We start from the raw sequence: 20,606 nt of genomic DNA, 5'->3' as shown, positions 1-20,606 counted from the left end.
GCGCGGCCCGGCGGGTACGCCTGCCTGCTGTTGCCTGCCCAATCCCGGCTTGCCTGATGGCTGCTGCCCTTTCTGCTCGGTTCCTTCGTGCCCAAGCCTCTGCCCGGCCGGATGAAAATGCCGTGCGAAGGCATTTTCCAGCATTGCATACAGGTCCGGCACGGAGAGCTGGAATGGGCAGGGGGGCAAGAACTGCAACGGGAACGATATACGGCCGATATAAACCTGATACCTAAAGCCCGTTCCCGGCAGGGCGGGGGCAGCACTGGCGCTAACACCCCGGGCGACGCGTCCACGGCGCTGGCGTAAGATGGAGCTACCCGTTGCCCCGGCCGCGGACGGCGAGCATCGCCGTCGGACCGGATCGCGGAACAGACCATTTCCGAACTGGAGGGGACCAGGGGCCCGCGGGCCAAGACCATGACTGAAGCAGCGAACGGCAAGTCCCGGATCAGCGACGCAGAGCGCTCCGCAGGTGAATTTCCCCACTCCCTCCCAGGGCTGCGGACGGAGGTAGTCCTGTTCGATAATTCCGATCAGATGGTCCAGTCACTCGGCAGCCATGATGAAGCCCTTCGCTTCATCGAGGCGCAGTTCCCGGCCGTCGATTTCCACGTGCGCGGCAACGAACTTGCGATCAGCGGTCCGGCGGCGGACGTGCCGCGGATCATGCGTCTGCTCAACGAGGTCCGGGGCCTTGTCGCCCGCGGCACAGTCATCACTCCGGCCGTCCTGCAGCAGCTTGTGTCGATGCTCCGAAGCCAGTCGCTGCAGAGCCCGGTTGAGATACTCACGCACAACATTCTCTCCAGCCGCGGCAAAACAATCCGGCCGAAGACGCTGAACCAGAAGAACTACGTAGACGCCATTGACGCCAACACCGTGATCTTCGGCATCGGCCCGGCAGGTACCGGCAAAACGTACCTGGCGATGGCCAAAGCCGTCCAGGCGCTGCAGCAGAAGGAAGTCACGAGAATCATCCTGACCCGGCCCGCCGTCGAAGCGGGGGAGCGCCTGGGCTTCCTGCCGGGCACACTCAGCGACAAGATCGACCCCTACTTGCGTCCGCTCTATGATGCCCTGCACGAAATGATGGACCCCGAATCCATTCCGCGGCTGATAGCGGCCGGCACCATCGAAGTTGCCCCGCTCGCGTACATGCGCGGACGGACGCTCAATGACGCCTTTATTATCCTGGACGAGGCGCAAAACACCACGCCGGAGCAGATGAAGATGTTCCTCACCCGGCTGGGATTCGGCTCCAAAATGGTGGTCACCGGTGACGTTACCCAGGTGGACCTGCCTTTTGGGACCAGGTCCGGCCTCCGGATCGTGGAGGACATCCTGCGGGGCATCGACGACGTCAATTTCACAGTCCTGGACGCCTCCGACGTCGTCCGGCACCGCCTGGTGGGAGACATCGTCAACGCCTACAGTGCGTGGGATGAAATCCAGAGGAACCGGGTCAAGCATTCCGTGGCCCGCGACAAGCGGGGAGAACACTCGTGAGCATCGAGGTCAACAACGAATCCGGCGTCACCGTCGATGAGGCCGAACTTGTACGGCTGTCCCGATTCATCTTCGAACGCCTGTTTATCCACCCGCAGGCCGAGCTGTCGATCTTGCTGGTGGATGAACCGGCGATGGAGAAGCTGCACATAGAACTGATGGACGAGCCGGGCTCCACGGATGTGCTCTCGGTCCCCATGGACGAGTTGACGCCGGGCACACCTGGCAAGCCCACGCCCCAGGGCATGCTTGGGGATATCGCGGTCTGCCCGCAGGTAGCCGAGGTCCAGGCAGTTAATGCCGGGCACTCCACCCAAGATGAAATGCTGCTGTTAACCACCCACGGCATCCTCCATCTGCTCGGCTTTGACCACGCCGAGCCGGAGGAGAAGGAAGAAATGTTCGGCCTCCAGCGCGAACTTCTTTCGGCCTTCACGGGCAAAGACGCGCCGTCAGAGACGATTCAGTGACGCCACTGATCGTTGCCGGCATGGCTCTTGTATTCCTGAGTTTTGCCGCCTTCCTGACCGCGGCCGAATCGGCTTTCAATTATCTTTCCCGGCACGACGCCGAAGCCGCGATCCTGAACAGCCGCGGTTCGGCGTTGAAACGGATCATGGCGCAGCCGGTGGCGCACATGCGGGCACTGCGTTTCTGGCGCATCTGGTTCGATACGGCCTCTGCGGTTGCCGTCACCGTGTTGTTGACCAGTTTGCTCGACAACGTCTGGCTGTCCGGCCTTATCGCCACGGGAGTGATGGCCCTGCTGGGCTTCGTGATTGTTGGTGTGTCCCCGCGTCAGCTCGGCCGGGTGCATTCGGCGGGTCTGGTCCGCTTCAGCGCACCGGTGATCCGCTGGCTGTGCTGGGTGCTGGGACCTATTCCCGGCTGGCTTGTGACCCTCGGCAGTGCGGTGGCCCCGGGAGCCCCCGCCGACAACGAGGCGTTCTTCAGCGAAGAGGAATTCCGTGAACTGGTGGACCGTGCCACGGAATCGGACGTGATCGAGGACAACGAAGCCGAGCTGATCCAGTCGGTGTTCGACTTCGGCGACACACTGGTCCGCTCAGTGATGGTGCCCCGCACCGACATCCTCAGTATCGATTCCGGCTCGAGCCTGCACCGGGCCATGTCACTGTTCCTGCTCTCGGGCTATTCCAGGATCCCGGTCATCGGGGAGAACACCGACCAGGTGCTGGGCATCGTCTATCTGAAGGATGTTGCCTCGGTCATTCACAATCTCGGGGCCGACGAGGTTCCCCCCGTGGTTGACGAACTTGCCCGGGAAGTGCGCTACGTGCCGGACTCCAAGGCGGTGAGCGAACTGCTGCGCGAACTGCAGAAGGAATCGACGCACGTCGCGATCGTGATCGATGAGTACGGCGGTACCGCCGGGCTCGTTACGCTTGAGGACCTGATCGAGGAAATTGTCGGCGAAATCGTCGACGAATACGACACCGAGAGCGCCGAAGCCGTGGAACTCGGCGACGGAAGCTACCGGGTCAGTGCTCGGATGAGCATTGAAGATCTCGGCGAACTTTTCGACCTGGAGCTTGAGGACGACGAAGTGGACACCGTGGGCGGCCTGCTCGCCAAGGCCCTCGGGCGGGTGCCGATCGTCGGCAGTACCGTCGAAGTCCACGGGCTGAGGCTGCGTGCCGACCGGCTCGAGGGCCGGCGGAACCGCGTCAGCCACATCATTGCGGACGCCGTACCAAAAGTAGAAACTGACCTTGAAGACCTTCTCGACGAGGCCGCACCAATCCAACAGGGAGTCTCACGTGAGCAAGCAGAATAAGTCCGACGTCGAAGCAGCCCACGGCGGCTACCGCGCCGGTTTCGCGGTGCTCGTCGGCCGGCCCAACACCGGCAAATCGACCCTCACCAACGCGTTGGTCGGCCAGAAGGTCGCGATCACCTCGGCCAAGCCGCAGACCACGCGCCACACCATCCGTGGCATCGTGCACCGGGATGACGCGCAACTGATCCTGGTGGACACCCCGGGCCTGCACCGGCCGCGCACCCTGCTGGGGAAGAGGCTGAACGAGCTCGTCGCCGACACCCTCGCCGAGGTCGACGCGATCGGCTTCTGCCTGCCGGCCAACGAGAAGATCGGTCCGGGCGACAAGTTCATCGCGGCCCAGCTTTCGGCCATCGGCAATAAGCCCGTCATCGCCGTCGTTACGAAAGCCGACACGGTGGACCGCCAGGCTCTGACCGAGCAGCTTCTTGCCGTTGCTGCGCTGGGCCGGGAAGTTCTCGGCGAGGACGGCTGGAAGGACATCGTCCCGGTTTCCGCCGCCGACGGGTTCCAGGTCGAGACCCTTGCCGACGTCCTGATCAGCCAGATGCCGGCGTCGCCGCCGCTTTACCCCGACGGGCACCTGACGGACGAACCTGAAGCCGTTATGATTGCCGAACTCATCCGCGAAGCTGCCCTCGAAGGCGTCCGCGACGAGCTGCCGCACTCCCTTGCCGTGGTGGTTGATGAGATTGTCCCGCGTGAAGGACGCCCCGAGGACAGGCCGTTCCTTGATGTCCGGGTCAACCTCTATGTGGAGCGTTCTTCGCAGAAGGCCATCATCATCGGCAAGGGCGGCGCGCGGCTGCGTGACGTCGGCACAACAGCCCGTAAGGCGATCGAGGCGCTGCTCGGCGCCCGGATCTACCTCGATTTGCACGTGAAGGTTGCCAAGGACTGGCAGCGGGATCCGAAGCAGCTGGTGAAGCTCGGCTTCTAGCCGCCGTCCGCACTCCGCCGCTCCCAAAGAACCCGCCATCGGGGATTTCCCAGATTCGGACTCTAAAATGGCCTGATCCCTGTTGTGAAAGTAGGCTCCATAGTGTCTCGACCCCGAGAAGACCGCCAGGACGGTACCGGATCCCCGGTCCCGTCCGGGTCTGCTGCCCGGCATACGGTCGATCCCGCAGTGGGACCGGCGCGGCATATGGGTGCGCCCCGGCGATTGCCCGGCTGGCTGAAGATCGGGACTGCAGTGGTCTCCGTCCTGCTGGTCGGCGTTATTGCCTTCGGCGCCTACTGGGCGATTCGTTTGCAGGGCAACATCAGCAAGGCGTCGTTGGGCGCCGGCAGTGATAAAACCGAGCCCGTGGTGGACGACGCGCGGGACCGGATGCAGATCCTCATCCTTGGCTCAGACACACGCGACGGCAAGAACTCCCAGTACGGCGGCCCCGAGGATTCGACCGGTTACGGCAACTCGGACGTTATGATGCTGATGGACATTTCCGCCGACAACAAGCGCGTCAACGTCGTGAGCTTTCCGCGCGACTTGCTCGTGGATACACCGAAATGCACCGACCAGAAAACGAAGCAGGAGTTCCCGGCCCGGCAAAACGTTATGATCAACTCGGCGATGTCGGAGGCCGGCATCGGTTGCGCCGTCGACACCGTCAACAAGCTCACCGGCCTGGAGATCGACCACTTTATGATGGCGGACTTTGATTCGGTCAAGGAACTCTCCAACACCGTCGGCGGTGTGGATGTCTGCATCAGCGACGCCGTCTTCGACCCCGATTCGGGACTCCGGCTGCCCAAGGGCACCTCCAAGGTCCAGGGCGAACAGGCGCTGGCGTTCCTCCGGGCCCGCCACGCCTTTGCCGACGGCGGCGACCTCGGCCGAATCAAGGGGCAGCAGGGCTTCCTGTCCTCCCTGGTCCGCAAAATCAAGGACGACGGCACGCTCACCAACCCCGCCCAGATGCTTCAGATCGCAGACGTCGTCACCAAGAACCTCACAATCGATGAGGGCATGGCGTCGGTCCCGACGCTCTTGACGGTCGGAAACCGGCTGAAGAATATCGACGTTGGCAAGATCGCCTTTGTCGCTGTTCCCACCATGCCGGCCGCCAGCGACCCGAACCGGCTGGACCTGGCCGAACCCGCAGCCTCGCAGCTCTTCGCAGCGATGCGCAAGGACATCGATTTGACCGACCCGACGGCGACGCCCACCCCGTCGGGTTCACCGGATGCGAGTGCAACCGCCAGCGCGGCGCCGAGTACCAGCCCACCTGCCCCTGCTTATGACAAGGCGGTCCAGCCCGTTACAGTGGCCAACGGTTCAGGGGTCCCTGCGCGGAGCCAGGAAATCATCAAGTCCCTCACAGCAGGCGGTTTCAGCCAGCTTGCCCAGCTTGCCGCCCCGGCCGTCGTTACGACAGCGGTTTACTACGGCGCGGGATTCGAAGACGTTGCCGCGGACGTGGCCACGCTGCTGGGTGTCCCGGCGGCGCAGGTGCTCCCGGCCGCCGGTGTAAACGGTGTGCAGGTGTATCTGGGCAGCGACCTTGTAGGCGGCGCTGCGGGCGCTGACGCCCCGGTGCAACTACCCGCGGACATCGTGAATCAGACAGCCGGGGACGTCGTCTGCCAGCAGGCCAACCCGTTCCTGGTCACGCGCTAGCACGGTTAGCTCAACCGGGAAGGGCCGGCCGCGGATGTACTCCGCGGCCGGCCCTTCCCGGTTGGCCCGTTGTTGGTGCCGGGACGGGCGCCTACCAGATGCTGACGCGTTCGGTGGCCGGCATCCACATACCGTCCTGCTCCGTTGTGCCAAAGGCCTCATGGAAGGCGTCGAGGTTCATGGCGATCTGGTTGGTGCGGAACTCGTTGGGCGAGTGCGGGTCCGTGGCGAGCCGGCGGACCGCTTCCTCGGTCCGGATGGCCTGGCGCCAGCCGGCAGCCCAGGACGCAAAGAAGCGCTGCACGCCGGTCAGGCCGTCCAGCACCGGCGGCTCCTGGCCGTCGAGGCTGATCAGGTACGCCTTGTAAGCAATTGTCAGCCCGCCCAGATCGCCGATATTTTCGCCGAGAGTCAGTTTCCCGTTTACGGTGTGCCCGGGCGCTGCATTGGGGGAGAGCGCATCGAACTGGGCCACCAGCCGGGAAGTCAGCGATTCAAACGCCGTCCGGTCGTCTTCGGTCCACCAGTTGCGCAGCAGGCCGCTTCCGTCGTACTGCGAGCCCTGGTCATCGAAGCCGTGGCCGATCTCGTGGCCGATTACCGCACCGATGCCGCCGTAGTTGACCGCATCGTCGGCGTCAGCGGTGAAGAACGGCGGCTGCAGGATGGCTGCCGGGAACACGATCTCATTGAGCAGCGGGTGGTAGTAGGCGTTTACGGTCTGGGGCGTCATCAGCCATTTGTCCCGGTCCACCGGCTGTCCCACCTCATCGAGGTGCCTGTCGACGTCGGCACTGTGCGCGCGCTCCACATTTCCCAGCAGATCCGACGGATCGATCTGCACTGCGGAATAGTCGATCCACTTGTCGGGGTAGCCGATTTTGGCCCGAAACGAATCGAGTTTCTTCAGCGCCTCCCGTTTGGTTTCTGCACCCATCCAGGACAGGCCGGTAATGGATTCACGGTACGCCTCGATCAGGTTCGATACCAGCGACTCCATCCTCGCCTTGTGGGTTTCCGGGAAGTGCCGGGCAACGTAGATCTGCCCGACCGCCTCGCCCAATGCGGCCTCGACGGCGGCGACCCCCCGCTTCCAGCGGTCCTTATTGCGGGGCGTACCGCTCAGGGTGGTGCCGTAGAAGGAGAAATGCGCATCGACGAAAGCGGCGGAGAGGTAGGGAGCGGCCGAGCTGATGACCCGCAATGCGAGCCACTCCTGCCAGACTGACAGCGGCTCCGAGTCCAGCAGAGACGCTGCGCCGGCAAAGAAGTCAGGGGTGCTCACAACGAGTTCGGTGCGTTTCTCCGGCGCGATTGCGGCGGCGTCGAACCACGTGGCCAGGAGCGGGAAGAGCTGCGACGCCTCATCGGCTGACTTCAGGTTGTAGGTCTTCTGCGGATTCCGCAGCGTGACCTTGTCCCAGTGGTGCGAAGCCAGGGCCGTCTCCAGAGCCACAACCCGGCCGGCCGCGTCCGCCGGTCCGGCGACACCGGCCAGGGCGAAAACGTTTGCCACATGGTCCGTGTATGCCTGGACCACCGGTGCGAACTTCTCGTCGCGGTAATACGACTCATCCGGCAGGCCCAGCCCGCCCTGGCCGGTGTACAGCAGGACCCGGTCCGGGTTTCCGGCGTCGGGAGCGGGATAGATGTAGAACAGGCCGTCCACGTCCGCCCGGAACAGGCGCCCGGCAAGCGCTACGAGTTCGGCGACCGACGGTGTGGCGAACACGTCGGCGAGCCGCTGGCGGATCGGCTCCAGTCCCTTTGATTCCACCGCGTCCTCGTCCATAAAGCTGTTGTAGAGGTCGCCGATCTTCTGCTCGATCCCGGTCGACTCCGCGCCACGGGCGGCCGCGTCCCCGATGATCTCCCGCACCGCCAGTTCCGAGCCGTCCCGCAACGCCGTGAACGTCCCTTCCAGGGACCGGTCATCCGGGATCTGGATGCTCTTGAGCCAGGTGCCGTTAATGTTCTGGTACAAGTCATCCTGAGGCCGGACAGTGGCGTCGATAGTGGACAGGTTGATTCCCGAAAGTGGCACGGATGCTCCTCTGAGAGGCAGCCCGGCGCCGCCTTGCGAAGGAAGCCGGTCTGCATGGTGGACGTTGAGAAGGTATGGCTCCTTCATCTTACGCACCCGTGTTACTGTGACATGGTGCGCGCAGAACTGCTCCTTCTTAGCTGCCGCGGCGAGGCCTCAGACGCGATCTAGCGCAAGGCCCACCCTCGCTGCGGAGTTTGTGTTGCCCGGCCACCCTTTCACCAGGAATCACAGAAAAGGCCCCGATTGTAATGCGAAACGCACAAAAGCCCTCAGGAATGCCAGTTCACCGCTACGTCCCGTTCCAGGACCTGATCACGGTAGAACTGCCGGACCGCACCTGGCCGGACAAGGTCATCACGAAGGCCCCGCGCTGGTGCGCAGTGGACCTGCGTGACGGCAACCAGGCCCTGATCGACCCGATGAGTCCCGCCCGCAAGCTGAAGATGTTCCAACTGCTGGTCCGGATGGGTTACAAGGAAATCGAGGTCGGGTTTCCGTCCGCGTCGCAGACCGACTTCGACTTCGTCCGTCAGCTCATCGAGGGCAACCACATCCCCGAGGACGTCACAATCCAGGTCCTGACCCAGGCCCGGGAGCACCTCATCGAGCGGACGTATGAATCCCTCGCCGGCGTCAGGCAGGCCATCGTGCACCTGTACAACTCGACCTCGGTCCTGCAGCGCCGGGTGGTCTTTAATCAGGACGAAGACGGCATCCTGGACATTGCCCTGCAGGGCGCGCGGCTGTGCAAGAAGTATGAAGAGACCCTGCAGGACACCCACATCACCTACGAGTATTCGCCGGAATCGTTCACCGGAACCGAGCTGGAATACGCCGTCCGGGTGTGCAACGCCATCGCCGATGTCTTCGAGGCCTCCGCCGACAGCCAGGTCATCATCAACCTGCCGGCCACGGTGGAAATGGCCACCCCCAACGTCTACGCCGACTCCATCGAGTGGATGAGCCGCAACCTGCACCCGCGGGAGGGCATCATCTTGTCCCTGCACCCGCACAATGACCGCGGCACCGGCGTCGCCGCGGCGGAGCTGGGCTACCTGGCCGGCGCGGACCGGATCGAAGGCTGCCTGTTCGGGAACGGGGAACGGACCGGAAATGTGGATCTGGTGACCCTGGGCCTGAACATGTTCGTCCAGGGCGTCGACCCGATGATTGATTTCTCCGATATCGACGAGGTGCGCCGCACGGTGGAGTACTGCAACCAACTGCCCGTAGCGGAACGTACGCCTTACGGCGGGGACCTCGTCTTCACAGCATTCTCCGGCTCGCACCAGGACGCAATTAAAAAGGGTCTCGAAGCGCTCGAAAAGGACGCCGCTGCCGCCGGCAAGGACGTGGCCGAGTACCCCTGGCAGGTCCCGTACCTGCCGGTCGACCCGAAGGACCTGGGCCGCAGTTACGAGGCCGTCATCCGGGTCAATTCGCAGTCCGGCAAGGGCGGCGTCGCGTACCTGCTGAAAAACGAGCACAACCTGGACCTGCCACGGCGTGCCCAGATCGAGTTCTCCGGTGTCATTCAGAAACAGACGGATACCGTGGGCGGCGAAGTCAGCGGGGCTCAGCTTTGGCAGGTCTTCCAGGACGAGTACCTGCCCTCCGGCGCGGCCGACGCCCAGTGGGGGCGCTACGCGCTGGGCTCATTCAGCACCGAGACGGACGAAGCCGGCTCCATGACGCTGCACGCCGCGCTCAAGGTCGACGGAACCCCGGTCCACCGCACCGGTACCGGAAACGGCCCGATCGCCGCGCTGCTGAGCATCCTGCGCGAAGACGGCGTCGACGTCCGGGTGCTGGACTACAGCGAACACGCCCTCTCCGAAGGCGGCAGCGCCCTCGCTGCGGCATATGTCGAATGCGCCGTGGGGGAACGGGTGCTGTGGGGCGTTGGGATCGACGCCAACACGTCCACCTCCTCGCTCAAGGCCGTGATCTCGGCCGTGAACCGGGCCGTCCGGGACGCCCGCGCCTAAACGGCGGGCAACTGCGCCGCCGGATCCTCCGGCGGCGCAGTGCTGCTTTCCACAACGGCAGCGATTCCGTCAACGACAGTGCGAAGATTAACCGTGGCCCAACCATCCTCCTTTTCCTCCCGCGCCTACCGTGATGACGGCGTTGTGCTGCGTACCCACAAGCTGGGCGAAGCAGACCGGATCATCACCATCCTGACCAAGCACCACGGCCAGGTCCGTGCGGTGGCCAAGGGAATCCGGCGCACCAGCAGCCGCTTCGGCGCCCGGCTGGAACCCTTTATGGTCGCGGACCTGCAGCTGATTTCCGGTCGCAGCCTCGATATTGTCACCCAAGCCGTGGCCAAGGGCGTCTACGGCGGAAACATCGCCGCGGACTACGGGCGGTACACCGTCGCGGCAGCCATGACCGAGACGGCGGAGAAACTCACCGACGTCGACGGCGAAGCGGGCACGGCCCAATATAACCTCCTGGTCGGTGCCCTGGCATCGCTGAGCCGCGGCGACCACACCCCGGAGCTCATTCTCGATTCCTACCTGCTGCGGGCCCTCGCCACCGGAGGCTGGGCACCGAGTTTTACGGACTGCGCGCGCTGCGGGGCCCGCGGTCCGCACAATGCGTTCTCGGCGCCGCTTGGCGGCATGGTGTGCGCGGATTGCCGGCCGCCGGGATCCCCGGCTCCCGCCGCGGAGACCGTTGTGCTGCTCGGCGCCCTGCTGACGGGGAACTGGACGACGGCGGACGCCTCGCTCTCCGTGCATCGGCGCGAGGCTGCGGGTCTGGTGGCGAGCTACCTGCAGTGGCATCTGGAACGTGTCCTTAAGTCCCTCAAACATGTGGAGCGAACGTAACTGTGGCCTTGGGTAAAAACGCGGCATTTGCTAAAAAGAAGAGTCCGGTCCGGCAGCGGAGCACCCCGGTGGTGAGCCCTTATCCGCACGCCTCCGGGGCCGTCGCCCCGGCCATCCCCGCGGAGTTCATCCCGCGGCACGTCGCCATTGTGATGGACGGCAACGGCCGCTGGGCCAACCAGCGGGGCCTGCCCCGGATCGAAGGACACAAAGCGGGGGAGCCTGCCTTGCTGGATGTGGTGGCCGGGGCCATCGAGCTGGGCATTGAGTACGTCAGCGTGTATGCCTTTTCCACCGAGAACTGGCGCCGCTCGCCCGAAGAAGTGCGCTTCCTGATGGGATTTAACAAGGACGTGCTACGACGCCAGCGCAACCAGCTCGACGACTGGGGTGTCCGCATCCGCTGGTCCGGCCGACGGCCCAGGCTGTGGGGCTCGGTGATCCGCGAGCTGGAGGAGGCCGAGGACTTCACCCGTGGAAACAGCACCTGCACCTTGAACATGTGTGTTAACTACGGCGGCCGTGCCGAGATCGCCGATGCGGTGTCCGCCATCGCGGAAGAGGTGGCGGCCGGGCGGCTCAAGCCGGGCGCCATCACCGAAAAGACGATCCAGAGATTCCTGGACGAGCCCGATTTGCCCGACGTTGACCTGTTCCTGCGCAGCTCCGGGGAGCAGCGGCTCTCGAACTTCATGCTCTGGCAGTCGGCCTACGCGGAGTTCGTCTTTATGGACACACTCTGGCCGGACGTGGACAGGCGTACCCTGTGGGACGCCGTCGAAATCTATGCCCAGCGGGACCGCCGCTACGGCGGCGCAGTGGACGCGGCTGCCCCTGCCGGGCCGGCCTGACCGCGGGTCCGGCAGCCCGCTGCGCGGGTGCAGGGTCAGTCAGCCCGGGTACAGGCTGAGCCAGAGCACCAGATCGTCGTAGGCTTCCCGCCGCACAGCACGGCGGGAAAGGAAGATGTCGTGGATCGCTCCCGGGTAGCGGAAGACGGCCGCCCGGCGGCCCAGGCCGAGCGCCCGGCGCGCCGTTTCCTCCACATCGATGACGGCGTCGACGTCCGTGAGTTCCTCTGACCATTCGGCCTGGATCCGGGTTCGTCCTGACAGCATCACCAGCACCGGCGACGTGATGTCGAGCCGCCGCGCCACGGCCGCGTGGCCTGCCATGACCGCCTTCGTCCAGCCCGGCCTGACGGGGAACGACTCCCTGGGCCGCCACGCGGGATCCACAGCCCATTCGCCGTGCGCCGTGCCGCTCACGCTGTCCCAGTAGCCGGGCATGCTGGGCAGGAGCAGCGGCCGGCGCGGGTCGGTGCGCGCCAACGGTTCCACCAAATGCATCGCGATGTTCCGGATCAGGCTGCTGCCCTGCAGTTCCAGCCAGGGTGCATTGAGGATCAGGGTGCCCAGCTTCCCCGGATTCCGGTCCGCCCACAGCGCCGCCACGAGGCCGCCGAGGGAATGCGCGAGCAGGTGCACCGTCGGGTCTGCGGAGCTGCCGGTGCGGCCGGCGATGTCGGAGCCGATCGCTGCCAGCGCCGCCGCAATGTCCTCGTCGTAGACTGCCAGGTCGGCCGTGTAGCCGGGGGTTTGCCAGTCCCGGAGGCTGCGTCCGAATTTCCGAAGGTCCAGGGCGTAGAAGTGGAAGCCGCTGGCAACGAGGTGATCGGCGAGCTCGGCCTGCAGGAAATAGTCAGCCCAGCCGTGGAGGTAGAGGACCACCTTCTCCGGCGCCCGGATGCCCGGGACATCCGGGCTGTGGACCGCGGTGGGGGCCGCACCTGCGCCCGGGCGGGCATGCCGCACCAGGGTCGCGACAACGGGTCCTTCGTCGTCGGAGGACAAGGGCAGCTCGAGGCTCTCAAAGCGGGCCCCCAGCACGTCCTGCCGCCAAAGCTGGGTCACCAGGGGACGGTTCATCCGGTGCTGCCATTGTCCGGACTGTAGGCCCGGAGCCAGCGGGACAGCCGGGCGTAGGCGTCGGCCCGGACGGGCGGGGCGGAGAGGAACACATCATGCAGCGCGCCGTCGATCCTTTCCAGAGTGATGCTCCGGCCCAGGCTCAGGGCACGCAGGGCGATGGTGTTAACGTCCAGAACGGCGTCGGTGCGGCGCATCGATTCCTTCCAGAACATGCCGTTGGCGCTGGCCCCGGAGATCAGCACGAGGATGGGGGCGGTGATGTTCAGTCCCCGTGCCACCCTCGTTTGGCCGGCAAGGACGGCACTGAGCCAGCCGGCGCGGACGGGGAAGGCCCGGGGCGGGCGGTAACGGTCATCGAGAGCCCATTCGCCCTCGGCCGCGCTGCTGATGCTGCGCCAGTAGAAAGCGCGTTCCGGAAGCCGGATGACGGCTTCCGGCCGGAAACGCGCGAGCGGATCCACCATGGCCCGGGCCGCACGGCGTAGGGCGGGGCTGCCGTGCATTTCCAGCCATGGGCTGTCCAGGACCAACTGAGAGACCACACCCGGGTGCCGGCTTGCCCACAGCGCCGCTATCAGCCCGCCGGTCGAATGGCCCATCAGCGCCAGCGCCGGCGGGCCGTCCGCCCCGGGGTGGAGTGCGGTGATGATCCCGATCGCCGCGGTGATCTCGGCGTCGTAGTCAGCGAGATCGGCCACATAGCCGCCGGGCGCGCCCGCACGCAGGCTCCGTCCGTGATTGTGCATGTCGAGGGCAAAAAATGCGAAACCCCGGCGGGTCCAGAATCGGGCGAGCTCGGCGTTAAAAAAATAGTCGCTCCAACCATGCAGGAAGAGCACGGCCCGGGCCGTGTCCCCTCCAGTCGAACCCGCTCCGGCCCCGGCAACGTGCCGGACCAGTGTGGCGTTCCGTTCGACGCCGTCCGGACCGGCCGCCGGGAACGTGCAGGCTTCGAAATCGCCGCCCAGAATATCGGCCACCCACTTCACGGCCGGCATCTATACCGCCGACGCCGCGGCGCGCCCGGCCGATCGGCCGGAAAAGAGGCAGCCGCCGAGGAAGGTCCCCTCTAGGGCGCGGTAGCCGTGGATGCCGCCGCCGCCGAAGCCGGCAGCTTCCCCGGCGGCGAAAAGTCCGGGGACAGGCTGCCCGGCACCATCGAGGACCCGGGACTGCAGATCTGTGTGGAGCCCGCCCAGACTTTTGCGGGTCAGCACCGAGAGCCGGACCGCCAGCAGCGGCCCGTGCCGGGGGTCCAGCATCCGGTGCGGCGGAGCCACCCGCATGACCTTGTCGGTGGTGAATCGCCGGGCGGCGCGAATGGCAGCGAGTTGCGGGTCTTTGCCCAGTCCGCTGTCGAACTGCCGGTCCCGGGACCGAATCAGCCGGTCCAGCCCGGCCGGGTCAACCAGCGGCAGGCCGGTGAGCGAGTTCATGGCGGCCGCCAGCCCGGCGGGAGTGTCCGCCTGCAGGAAGTCGACCCCGCGGTCCAGGAAGCGCTGCAGTGGGCTGTCGTTCCCGGGCCCGAGCCGGGACGCCAGCAAGCGGAGGTCCTTGCCGGTGAGGTCGGGATTTTGTTCTGAGCCGGAGAGCGCAAACTCCTTGCGGGCGATGGTCCTGTTCAGGACGAACCAGGAATGCTCGTGGCCCGTTCCCAGGATGTGGCGCAGAGCCCCCAGCGAGTCGAACCCCGGAAACAGGGGAGCTGGGAGCATCTGTCCGCTGGCGTCAAGCCACAGCGATGAGGGTCCGGGCAGGATCCGGATTCCGTGCTGTGGCCAGACCGGCGAATGATTCCGGATCCCTTCGGGGTAGTGCCACATCCGGTCCCCATTAATGAGCCGGCCTCCGGCGCGGGCAGCGGCAGCCAGGAACTCGCCATCAACGGACGCCGGCACGCCGCTCAGCATCGTCCCGGGTGCCCGGCCGTCCGGCCACTGCTGCCGGACGGTGGTGTGGTTGCCGCCGATCCCGCCGGTGGTCACCACTATTGCGGCGCCTGATGCTTCAAAGCTGCCGACGGCGACGCGCGAGGAGGCTTCGCCGCGGGCCGCACCGCTGGGTTCCAGGATCTCGCCGTGCACACCAGTGACTCGTCCCGCCACGGTCACCAGGTCGGCGGCGCGGTGGCGGAAGTGGAAGGTGACCCGCCCCGAGGCCTCGCCTTCTCGCAGCTTTGCCAGGAACGGCGCCACCAGGGCCGGCCCGGTGCCCCAAACGACGTGGAAACGCGGCACCGTGTTGCCATGGCCGTCGGGGCCGTACCCGCCGCGTTCGGCCCATTGCACGAGCGGGAACAACTTCACCCCCAGCGAAGCGAGCCAGGCACGTTTTTCCCCTGCGGCGAAGTCCACGTACGCGGCGGCCCAGTCCATGGCCAGGGTATCTTCGCTCCGGTCGAAGGCGGCAGAGGACATCCAGTCGGCCAGTGCAAGGCCGGCGCTGTCCCTGACGCCAAGACGGCGCTGTTCAGGGGAGTCCACGAGGAACAGCCCGCCGAATGACCAGTGTGCCTGGCCGCCGGCGGAGGCCGCGGGTTCCTGGTCGAGCACGGCAACCCGGCGGCCGGCGGCGTAAGCCTGGGCCGCGGCCACGAGGCCCGCAAGGCCTGCACCCACCACGATGACGTCGGCGTCGATCACCGATCCGGCCGCCCGCACAGGGACCGGGGTCGGGGCGCCATTGTCTCTGCTCATGGCTTCATGCTAGCGCCAGGGAGTACACGGGTTTGGTCTGGACCGCCGCAACCGCAAAACTAGAGCCATGCGCGTATATCCGACATTCTTCCGACTGGCCTTTTTATGGATGGACGCCGAACGCGCCCACAAGATTGGCTTCCGGGCTATCCGGCTTGTCCACAGCTGCGGCGCGGGGCGTGTGCTCCAGCGGTTCACAGTGCCGGCAGCGTCACTAAAGACCCAGGCATTTGGCCTGACCTTCCCGTCGCCGTTTGGCCTGGCGGCGGGCTTCGACAAAGAGGGTCACGGAATCGAAGCCCTGACCGAGCTGGGCTTTGGCCATGTTGAGGTTGGCACCATCACCGGCCAGGCCCAGCCTGGGAACCCCGCTCCGCGGCTCTTTCGCTTGGTCGAGGACCGGGCAGTGATCAACCGGATGGGCTTCAACAATGACGGGGCCGCCGCCGTGGCGCCCCGCCTGAAGTCGGCCCGGGCCGCCCTGCAGCGCCGGTACCCGGGGGTCCGCCCCGTCATTGGGGTCAACATCGGCAAGAGCAAGGTGGTGGAACTTTCGGACGCGGCCGCCGACTACCTCATCAGCGCCCGCAGCCTGGCGCCCGCCGCCGATTACCTCGTGGTCAACGTCAGCTCCCCGAACACCCCGGGTCTGCGGTTGCTGCAGGACGTTCAGACGCTGGGCCCGCTGCTGACGGCAGTTGGGGAAGCCGCGGACCACGCTGCAGGGCGCCATGTTCCCTTGCTGGTCAAGATTGCCCCGGACCTCAGCGATGAGGACATCGACGACGTCGCGCGCCTGGCCCTGGACCTGAAACTTGACGGAATTATCGCCACCAACACCACCGTTGCCCGGACCGGGCTGTCCGCGGGTCCGGACAAGGTTGCAGCCTGCGGCGCCGGCGGGCTGTCCGGGGCACCGCTGAAGCAACGGTCGTTGGAAGTGCTGGCCAGGCTCAAGGCGGCAACCGGCGGCAGACTGACACTCATCTCGGTCGGCGGGGTCGAAACGGCGCAGGACGTGCAGCAGCGGCTCGACGCGGGCGCCACCCTTGTGCAGGGATACACGGCTTTCCTTTACGAAGGACCATTTTGGGCCGCCCGCATCAACCGGCAACTGGCCAAGCACCCCTCCCGGCGTTAAGCGGCCCATTCCCGCCCGGGTGTCCCGGGTCGGGGACGACAGAGCCCCCGGCAGTCCAACTGCCGGGGGCTCTGGTGCGCAGGGGGATCAGGCCGGGTAGTCGCCGCGCTTGACCAGGGGCTTGGGAAGGCGCAGGCGGCGGAACTGCAGCGAGCGCATGGAGCCGTACCATACGGTCCCTCGCTCCACGTCGCCGAACTTCTCCGCCAGGCGCTTCTTAAGCTTCCGGGACAGGATAAAGACGTCGACGAAGACTGCCAGGAACATTACCCAAAACCCGCCCAGGACATAGATCATCTGGGCGCTGGAGGCGGGGACCAGCAACGAGATGACCACAAAGAGGAGCGCACCGAACATCAGGTACTCGCCAAGGCTGAAGCGGGCGTCCACATAGTTGCGGGCGAAACGCTTCTGTGGACCTTTGTCCCGCAGCGGCAGGTACTTCTCGTCGCCGGTGTCCATGGCCTGCCGCATTTTCAGCCGCTGCTCCTGGACCGCCGTGCGTTCCGCGGCTTTGGAGGCCTTACGGTCCTCCGGCACTAGCGGGCGCTTGCGGGCGGCCACCTGCGCGCTGCGCTTGGGCGTGGGCGCGCCCTTGCCGAGGGCGGCGTCCCGGGCATTTGCCCCGGCCGCCTGCTGGTCAACAATGTCCTGCGCCGATGGCGCTTCTTTTTTACGTCCAAACACCACTACAGAATACCCCGGGGCGCAGGGCGCGAGACCCAGCGCACACACGATGCGATAGGCCCTGCCTGGTTTGCAGTGATCGACGGCGCAGGTAGTGTCTTGGCCATGACTTCATCACCCATGGGGAACCCAAAAACCGTGCCTGGCCGTGTCGGAAACGTCGACACTGAAGCCCTCCGGCAAGCCGTTACCGAAACGTTCGACACGACGATCGCCCAGTTGACGGAGCTCGTCGCCATCCCGGGCATCGCCTGGCCCAGCTTTGACCCTGCGCCGTTGAACGCCAGCGCCGAGGCCGTCGCACAGCTGGTCCGTGCCACCGGCTTCGAAGAGGTGCGGACCTTGCGTTGCGACAAGGAGGACGGTACGCCCGGTGGGCCAGCCGTCGTCGCCCGCCGGCCGGCCGCCCCGGGCAAACCGACAATCCTGCTCTACGCCCATCACGATGTGCAGCCCACCGGCGACCTGGCGCTGTGGACGACCGAGCCGTTCACCGCCGTCGAGCGCGACGGGCGCCTCTACGGACGCGGCGCGGCCGACGACAAGGCCGGAATTATGGCCCACATCGCTGCTTACTCGGCCGTGACCCGCGTGCTGGGCGACGAACTTGGCCTCGGCGTGACCTTCTTCTTCGAGGGCGAGGAGGAAGCCGGGTCACCAACGTTCCGGACTTTTCTGGAAACGCATCAGGAGCTGCTGCGCGCAGACGTGATTGTTGTGGCCGACTCCAGCAACTGGAAGGTCGGCATTCCCGCCCTGACCACCAGTCTCCGCGGCCTGGTTGACGGCACTATCGAGGTGAAGGTCCTTGACCACGCCGTCCACTCGGGGATGTTCGGTGGCCCGGTGCTGGACGCTCCGACGCTGCTGTCGCGGCTGATTGCTACTCTGCACGACGACGACGGGAACGTCGCCATCGACGGGCTGGTCAGCCGGGACGAGGTCGCTGTGGACCTTTCCGAAGCCGAATACCGCGCAGACGCTTCGGTGCTCGACGGCGTCCGGCTCGCCGGCACAGGCACGATTGCCTCCCGGATGTGGACCAAACCGGCACTGTCGATCATCGGCTTCGATGCCCCCGCGGTCGACGTTGCCTCCAACACCCTGCTGCCGCGCGCGCGGGCCAAGTTCAGCCTGCGGCTCGCCCCAGGACAGGACCCGGCCGAAGCGATGGACGCCGTCCGCCGGCATGTCGAAGCCAACGCGCCGTTCGGCGCGCACGTGGTCTTCACCCCGGGGGAGAGCGGCAACGCTTTCCTCACGGACACCTCTTCCAAAGCGGCCAGCGTCGCGATGTGGGCGCTCGGCGAGGCCTGGGGCGTCCCTGCGGTGGAGACCGGCATCGGCGGTTCGATACCCTTTATCGCGGATCTGACTGAGCTGTACCCGGATGTACAGATCCTGGTCACCGGCGTTGAGGATCCGGATTCCCGGGCGCACAGTGCGAACGAATCCCTGCACCTGGCCGACTTCCGGAACGCCATCGTTGCGGAGGCCCTGATGCTGGCCCGGCTGAACGCTGACGGGCTGGCCTAGGCGGGCGGGCCGGGTGTCTGTCCAGGGAACATCCGGCCCGCTTGGACGGTTGGCTCAGGAGTTAGAGCTACACGGCTGATCGACGTAGCATGTAGCTATAGCCCGTACCGTATAAGTAGGGGCGGGTGCCGCGGGAGCGGCGCCGCCACCACCGTCGTTAGAAGGTAGGCCATGAGCACTACAACCAATGAAAACAGCACCGACACCACCGCCGAGGCGGGCACGGAACTGGCAGCGCACGAGGTCAAACTGACCGACGTGGCGGCCGGCAAGGTCCGCAGCCTGCTGGAGCAGGAGGGCCGCACCGATCTGCGCCTCCGCGTGGCCGTGCAGCCCGGCGGTTGCTCCGGCCTGATCTACCAGCTTTATTTCGATGAGCGGCTCCTCGACGGCGACGCCGTCCGCGACTACGACGGAGTTGAAGTTGTGGTCGACAAAATGAGTGTGCCGTACCTCAGCGGAGCCAGCATCGACTTCGAAGACACCATCTCTAAGCAGGGCTTTACGATCGACAACCCCAACGCCGGCGGGTCCTGCGCCTGCGGCGATTCTTTCCACTAAAGCCGGCGAATCCGCCCGGGCTTAGTGCCGCAGGATCCACAACGAGCGGGGCCCTTAAAAAGGTCCCGACGCACTGCGCGGACATGTGGGCGAAAACTCGCGGGGAGCGGTAAGCTCTACACCGAGTAGTAAAACTTTTCGGCTGCCCCGTCCGCGATTTTGCGGCCCGGGGCAACAGCAACAAGTAGGAAGGGCCGTCTGTGAGTTCGCAGAACCGAACCGGCAGCCGACGCAAACAGATCACTACGATCACTGGCTTGGCACTCGCCGGCGCGTTGGCTTTGACTGGATGTTCACCAGAGGTACAGAAAGGGTGGTTGCCCACTGAGCGTGGCACCACCAACCACACTGACCGCATCATGGACCTCTGGGTCAACTCATGGATTGCCGCGCTGATCGTAGGCGTCATTACCTGGGGCCTGATGATCTGGTGCATCGTCGCCTACCGGCGCCGTAAAGGCACCGTTGGGTTCCCCCGGCAGAACAGCTTCAATCTGCCCCTTGAGGTTTTCTACCTGACGATCCCGCTGTTTATGGTTCTGGTCTTCTTTTACTTCACTGACAACGACCAGCAGGCCATCGACAACCGGTCGGTACCTGCCGACGTTGTCGTTGACGTCCGCGGCAAGCAGTGGGCCTGGGACTTCAACTACAAAAAGGGCGACGTCATCCAGGAGGATGTCCACGAAGCCGGAGTCCAGGCCCACCTGACGGGCAACGATGTGGACAAGGAAAAGCTGCCCACCCTGTACCTGCCCGTGGACAAGTCCGTTGACCTGGAACTGAACGCCCGCGACGTCATCCACTCTTTCTGGGTTCCCGCCTTCCTGCAGAAGCGCGACATGATTCCCGGGAAGACCAACTACATCAGGTTCACCCCGACTAAAGAGGGAACCTACGACGGCAAGTGCGCCGAACTCTGCGGCGAGTACCACTCCGAAATGCTGTTCCGCGTGAAGGTCGTTTCCGAAGCCGAATTCCAGTCGCACTTGGAGCAGCTGCGCCAGGATGGCAACACGGGCCTCCTCGGCGAAGAGTACGACCGCAACCCGGCCCCGGCCGAGAACAAGTAAGGGGAGCGACGTGGCAACTACCTATTCCCAGCCCACCGGGATCCTTGGGGCTCCCGTAGTACCGAAATCCAAGGGACGCATTGTCGTCAACTGGATCACCTCGACTGACCATAAGACCATCGGGTACATGTACCTGATTGCCTCTTTTGTGTTCTTTTGCTTCG

The 20,606-nt window shown here is 65.5% G+C and carries 17 protein-coding genes; 12 read left to right on the top strand and 5 right to left on the bottom strand.

Annotated elements, in window-relative coordinates; translation table 11 throughout:
- Positions 1 to 420 precede the first annotated feature (420 nt).
- The 5 genes from ABIB49_RS02640 to ABIB49_RS02620 all read left to right on the top strand — a co-directional run bounded on the left by ABIB49_RS02640 (position 421) and on the right by ABIB49_RS02620 (position 5,933).
- Entirely contained in the window at positions 421 to 1,509 is a 1,089-nt protein-coding gene (locus ABIB49_RS02640; RefSeq protein ID WP_226775167.1) for a PhoH family protein, read from the top strand.
- Entirely contained in the window at positions 1,506 to 1,979 is a 474-nt protein-coding gene (gene ybeY / locus ABIB49_RS02635; RefSeq protein ID WP_226775168.1) for an rRNA maturation RNase YbeY, read from the top strand. Before ABIB49_RS02640 ends, ybeY begins: the two co-directional genes overlap by 4 nt.
- 20 nt (positions 1,980 to 1,999) lie before the next feature.
- Positions 2,000 to 3,307: a hemolysin family protein gene (locus ABIB49_RS02630; protein WP_256446875.1), complete on the top strand. Its 1,308-nt coding sequence runs from the start codon at positions 2,000 to 2,002 to the stop codon at positions 3,305 to 3,307.
- Positions 3,291 to 4,250, top strand: a complete 960-nt coding sequence (era, locus tag ABIB49_RS02625; RefSeq protein WP_226775170.1) for a GTPase Era — start codon at positions 3,291 to 3,293, stop codon at positions 4,248 to 4,250. Before ABIB49_RS02630 ends, era begins: the two co-directional genes overlap by 17 nt.
- Positions 4,251 to 4,352: 102 nt before the next feature.
- Entirely contained in the window at positions 4,353 to 5,933 is a 1,581-nt protein-coding gene (locus ABIB49_RS02620) for an LCP family protein (protein WP_226775171.1), read from the top strand.
- A 91-nt stretch (positions 5,934 to 6,024) separates the two neighbouring features.
- Here ABIB49_RS02620 and ABIB49_RS02615 read toward each other — a convergent pair whose 3' ends face one another.
- On the bottom strand, positions 6,025 to 7,977 hold the full coding sequence (locus ABIB49_RS02615) for a M13 family metallopeptidase (RefSeq protein WP_226775172.1): 1,953 nt from the start codon (positions 7,975 to 7,977) through the stop codon (positions 6,025 to 6,027).
- A 251-nt stretch (positions 7,978 to 8,228) separates the two neighbouring features.
- On the opposite strand from ABIB49_RS02615, the gene leuA reads away from it, so the two are divergent.
- From leuA to ABIB49_RS02600, 3 genes are all read left to right on the top strand, one after another.
- Positions 8,229 to 9,968, top strand: coding sequence for a 2-isopropylmalate synthase (gene leuA / locus ABIB49_RS02610; RefSeq protein WP_354156656.1), 1,740 nt, complete (start codon positions 8,229 to 8,231; stop codon positions 9,966 to 9,968).
- Positions 9,969 to 10,061: 93 nt separating this feature from the next.
- Positions 10,062 to 10,817, top strand: a complete 756-nt coding sequence (recO, locus tag ABIB49_RS02605) for a DNA repair protein RecO (RefSeq protein WP_226775174.1) — start codon at positions 10,062 to 10,064, stop codon at positions 10,815 to 10,817.
- A 71-nt stretch (positions 10,818 to 10,888) separates the two neighbouring features.
- The gene (locus ABIB49_RS02600; RefSeq protein WP_502913745.1) at positions 10,889 to 11,668 is read left to right on the top strand and encodes an isoprenyl transferase; all 780 of its coding nucleotides are present in this window, start codon (positions 10,889 to 10,891) and stop codon (positions 11,666 to 11,668) included.
- Between the two features lie 39 nt (positions 11,669 to 11,707).
- Here the strand turns inward: ABIB49_RS02600 and ABIB49_RS02595 are convergent, their stop codons facing one another.
- Genes ABIB49_RS02595 through ABIB49_RS02585 form a run of 3 tightly spaced genes read right to left on the bottom strand, consistent with a single transcriptional unit; the run spans position 11,708 to position 15,444 of the window.
- Positions 11,708 to 12,730 carry an alpha/beta hydrolase gene (locus ABIB49_RS02595; protein ID WP_354156655.1) on the bottom strand — a complete coding sequence of 341 codons (1,023 nt, stop codon included), beginning with the start codon at positions 12,728 to 12,730 and terminating at the stop codon, positions 11,708 to 11,710.
- Between the two features lie 11 nt (positions 12,731 to 12,741).
- Positions 12,742 to 13,737 carry an alpha/beta hydrolase gene (locus ABIB49_RS02590; protein WP_354156654.1) on the bottom strand — a complete coding sequence of 332 codons (996 nt, stop codon included), beginning with the start codon at positions 13,735 to 13,737 and terminating at the stop codon, positions 12,742 to 12,744.
- Positions 13,738 to 13,746: 9 nt separating this feature from the next.
- Positions 13,747 to 15,444, bottom strand: coding sequence for an FAD-binding dehydrogenase (locus ABIB49_RS02585; RefSeq protein ID WP_283479614.1), 1,698 nt, complete (start codon positions 15,442 to 15,444; stop codon positions 13,747 to 13,749).
- A 67-nt stretch (positions 15,445 to 15,511) separates the two neighbouring features.
- Here ABIB49_RS02585 and ABIB49_RS02580 point away from each other — a divergent pair, with 67 nt between their 5' ends.
- Complete coding sequence (locus tag ABIB49_RS02580) at positions 15,512 to 16,585, top strand: quinone-dependent dihydroorotate dehydrogenase (protein WP_354156653.1); 1,074 nt, start codon at positions 15,512 to 15,514, stop codon at positions 16,583 to 16,585.
- A gap of 87 nt (positions 16,586 to 16,672) precedes the next feature.
- On the opposite strand, the gene ABIB49_RS02575 is transcribed toward ABIB49_RS02580, so the two are convergent.
- A complete protein-coding gene (locus ABIB49_RS02575) occupies positions 16,673 to 17,272 on the bottom strand; it encodes a DUF3043 domain-containing protein (protein WP_226775179.1) in 600 nt (199 codons plus the stop codon).
- A gap of 105 nt (positions 17,273 to 17,377) precedes the next feature.
- On the opposite strand from ABIB49_RS02575, the gene ABIB49_RS02570 reads away from it, so the two are divergent.
- From ABIB49_RS02570 to ctaC, 3 genes are all read left to right on the top strand, one after another.
- Positions 17,378 to 18,808 carry a dipeptidase gene (locus tag ABIB49_RS02570; protein WP_282360634.1) on the top strand — a complete coding sequence of 477 codons (1,431 nt, stop codon included), beginning with the start codon at positions 17,378 to 17,380 and terminating at the stop codon, positions 18,806 to 18,808.
- A gap of 171 nt (positions 18,809 to 18,979) precedes the next feature.
- Positions 18,980 to 19,369, top strand: a complete 390-nt coding sequence (locus ABIB49_RS02565; protein ID WP_226775181.1) for a HesB/IscA family protein — start codon at positions 18,980 to 18,982, stop codon at positions 19,367 to 19,369.
- A 200-nt stretch (positions 19,370 to 19,569) separates the two neighbouring features.
- Positions 19,570 to 20,442: an aa3-type cytochrome oxidase subunit II gene (gene ctaC, locus ABIB49_RS02560; protein WP_253032724.1), complete on the top strand. Its 873-nt coding sequence runs from the start codon at positions 19,570 to 19,572 to the stop codon at positions 20,440 to 20,442.
- Positions 20,443 to 20,606: the final 164 nt, after the last annotated feature.

The sequence above is a fragment of the Arthrobacter sp. UYCu512 genome (genome assembly GCF_040547075.1).
GTDB lineage: Bacteria > Actinomycetota > Actinomycetes > Actinomycetales > Micrococcaceae > Arthrobacter.
Note: the sequence above shows the minus strand (reverse complement) of the source record. Positions and strands in the feature narration are given on the sequence as shown.

What these genes read in the sequence shown, in the direction of transcription:
- ABIB49_RS02580 (WP_354156653.1), top strand. Translation starts at nt 15,512, where the DNA reads ATGCGCGTATATCCGACATTCTTCCGACTGGCCTTTTTATGGATGGAC.
- ABIB49_RS02630 (WP_256446875.1), top strand. Translation starts at nt 2,000, where the DNA reads ATGGCTCTTGTATTCCTGAGTTTTGCCGCCTTCCTGACCGCGGCCGAA.
- leuA (WP_354156656.1), top strand. Translation starts at nt 8,229, where the DNA reads ATGCGAAACGCACAAAAGCCCTCAGGAATGCCAGTTCACCGCTACGTC.
- ABIB49_RS02585 (WP_283479614.1), bottom strand. Translation starts at nt 15,444, where the DNA reads ATGAGCAGAGACAATGGCGCCCCGACCCCGGTCCCTGTGCGGGCGGCC.
- ABIB49_RS02565 (WP_226775181.1), top strand. Translation starts at nt 18,980, where the DNA reads ATGAGCACTACAACCAATGAAAACAGCACCGACACCACCGCCGAGGCG.
- ABIB49_RS02570 (WP_282360634.1), top strand. Translation starts at nt 17,378, where the DNA reads ATGACTTCATCACCCATGGGGAACCCAAAAACCGTGCCTGGCCGTGTC.
- ABIB49_RS02640 (WP_226775167.1), top strand. Translation starts at nt 421, where the DNA reads ATGACTGAAGCAGCGAACGGCAAGTCCCGGATCAGCGACGCAGAGCGC.